This is a genomic window from bacterium, from assembly GCA_026708015.1.
GTDB lineage: Bacteria > Actinomycetota > Acidimicrobiia > Acidimicrobiales > Bin134 > Poriferisocius.
Genome location: JAPOVT010000010.1, coordinates 1 through 2,233, shown reverse-complemented (window position 1 = coordinate 2,233; position 2,233 = coordinate 1). Strand labels below are relative to the sequence as shown.

The 2,233-nt window shown below is 59.6% G+C and carries 2 protein-coding genes and 1 rRNA gene; 2 read left to right on the top strand and 1 reads right to left on the bottom strand.

From position 1 onward, the window contains the following. Nucleotides 1–902: ribosomal RNA gene (locus OXG30_02600) — 16S ribosomal RNA — on the bottom strand; the annotation flags it as partial. Nucleotides 903–1,297: 395 nt separating this feature from the next. Between OXG30_02600 and sodN the strand changes: the two genes are divergently transcribed. Together sodN and sodX are read left to right on the top strand one after the other, a co-directional pair. Continuing rightward, nucleotides 1,298–1,816 (top strand): superoxide dismutase, Ni, encoded by a 519-nt coding sequence (gene sodN / locus OXG30_02595; protein MCY4133789.1) that lies wholly within the window; start codon nt 1,298–1,300, stop codon nt 1,814–1,816. A 15-nt stretch (nt 1,817–1,831) separates the two neighbouring features. Then, nucleotides 1,832–2,134, top strand: coding sequence for a nickel-type superoxide dismutase maturation protease (gene sodX / locus OXG30_02590; protein ID MCY4133788.1), 303 nt, complete (start codon nt 1,832–1,834; stop codon nt 2,132–2,134). Nucleotides 2,135–2,233: the final 99 nt, after the last annotated feature.

The following is a 2,233-nucleotide window of genomic DNA, read 5'->3' as shown; positions in this document are numbered from 1 at the left end:
GGCCCCCGTCAATTCCTTTGAGTTTTAGCCTTGCGGCCGTACTCCCCAGGCGGGATGCTTATTGCGTTAGCTGCGTCACAGAGGGGGTCGATACCCCCCACGACTAGCATCCATCGTTTACGGCGTGGACTACCCGGGTATCTAATCCGGTTCGCTCCCCACGCTTTCGCGTCTCAGCGTCAGGACTAAGCCAGGAAGCCGCCTTCGCCACTGGTGTTCCTTCCGATATCTACGCATTCCACCACTACACCGGAAGTTCCACTTCCCTCTCCCAGCCTCAAGACCGGCGGTTTTGTACGGCGTGACAAGGTTGGGCCTTGACATTTCACGAACAACCTACCGGTCCGCCTACACGCGCTTTACGCCCAGTAATTCCGGATAACGCTCGCCACCTACGTATTGCCGCGGCTGCTGGCACGTAGTTGGCCGTGGCTTATTCCCGGGCTACTGTCAGTTTCATCACCCGGAAAAGGGCTTTACGACCCGAAGGCCTTCTTCGCCCACGCGGCGTTGCTGCGTCAGGGTTGCCCCCATTGCGCAATATTCCTTCATGCTAAACCCCGTAGGGCTCTGGACCATGTTTCAGTCCCAGTGTGGCTGATCATCCTCTCAGACCAGCTACCGATCATCGCCTTGGTGAGCCATTACCCCACCAACAAGCTAATCGGCCGCAGGCCCCTCTCTCGGCGATAAATCTTTCATCCACCGGACGCATCCGGAGGATCTTATGCGGTATTGTCCCCGGTTTCCCGGGGTTATCCCCCACCAAGAGGCAGGTCACCTACGTGTTACTCACCCAGATGCCACCGTCGTGACGGCCGAAGCCGTCCGTACCGTTCGACTCGCATTGATAAGGCACGCCGCCAGCGTTAATCCTGAGCCAGGATCAAACTCTCCCTAACAATCGACCGGCTTTCCGAAGAAGCTCCGGCCGATGAATAGCGAATGAGAATTTGTCTCGCTCTCTAACTCGGTAAAAGACCGATTCAACGGAAGTCACGGGCACTTCTACCCGCACTCCTCTCGACCACTCTTCAGTTGTTAAGGTTCAAAACGCAACACCTTGCGGTGTTGCGCTACTAACGGATATTGAGAGTAAATCACCTGAATTATACACACTAGATCGGCGTCTGGGTGCAGATACGCCAGTTGCCGAGTATGCGAATTGCCGGAGCCAGCGCGGGCGCGAGGCACAAGAATCGCGGGGCCGCCAGACTGATACAATCTGCCCCACCATCGCGGTGCCGCCCACCGCGTCAGCCAGTGAAGTAGCCAGGTTTTGAGATCGGGAGGGACCATGAAGCTTTCAGGCAGGATCATAAAGTCGGCCGAGATGCTCGGCGCTCTGGATGAAGTATCGGCCCACTGCGACATACCCTGCGGAATATACGATCCGCACCTGGCGCAGCTCGCGGCGCACACCGTTATCCGGATGATCGACCTCATAGAGGAGCAGGTGCCGCCGGGAGACGACGCAACGCCTGAGCAGATTCGCGACTACACGCACGGCATCGCGCGCTACATGCTGGTGAAGGAAGAGCACGCCGAGCTGTGCAAGCACGAGATTCGCATCATGTGGGGCGACTACATCAAGCCCGACATGGTCGAGGAGCACCCGGAAGTTCACGCGATCGTATGGGAAATCATGCGACTCGGCTCGATCGCCAAGCAGGACATCGACATCGAGCACGCCGAGGAGCTGCTGGACAACGTGCACAAGTTCGCGGAGATCTTCTGGGCGACCAAGGAGGTCGCAACCAAGAAGGTCAAGTCGGCGTGGCCCAGCGGGCACGAGGTGGTGCTGCCCGACCTCTAGTAGGACGGGCGATTCGTGCTCCCGTTCGCGGTCTACCGGGTGACGGGGCAGAGCATGGCCCCGGGCATCGGGGAGTCGGACTACGTACTGGTTAACAAGCTCAGCTACCTGCTGGGCGAGCCGCGCAGCGGCGACGTGGTCGTGGTCAAACATCCGCGCACGGGGAGGCTCATAGTCAAGCGGGTCGCCGAGGTGGAGCAGGGCCGCTATGTTCTCAGAGGGGACAACGAGAAGGCCAGCAGCGACAGCCGCGGATTCGGAGCCGTGACGCGCAAGATGCTGGTGGGCAAGGTCTGGAAGGTCTTCCGCGGCGGTTGAGTCTGGGGCGTTGCCCCGCCAGTCCTAGTTGCGATCGATGAGGGAGGGCGGTTCGCGAACCGCCCCTACGTGCTCTCGTCGAAGACGTCGGAACTCATC

Bases quoted from the DNA above. Each gene is read 5' to 3' on its own strand.
- sodN (MCY4133789.1), top strand. From the start codon at position 1,298: ATGAAGCTTTCAGGCAGGATCATAAAGTCGGCCGAGATGCTCGGCGCT.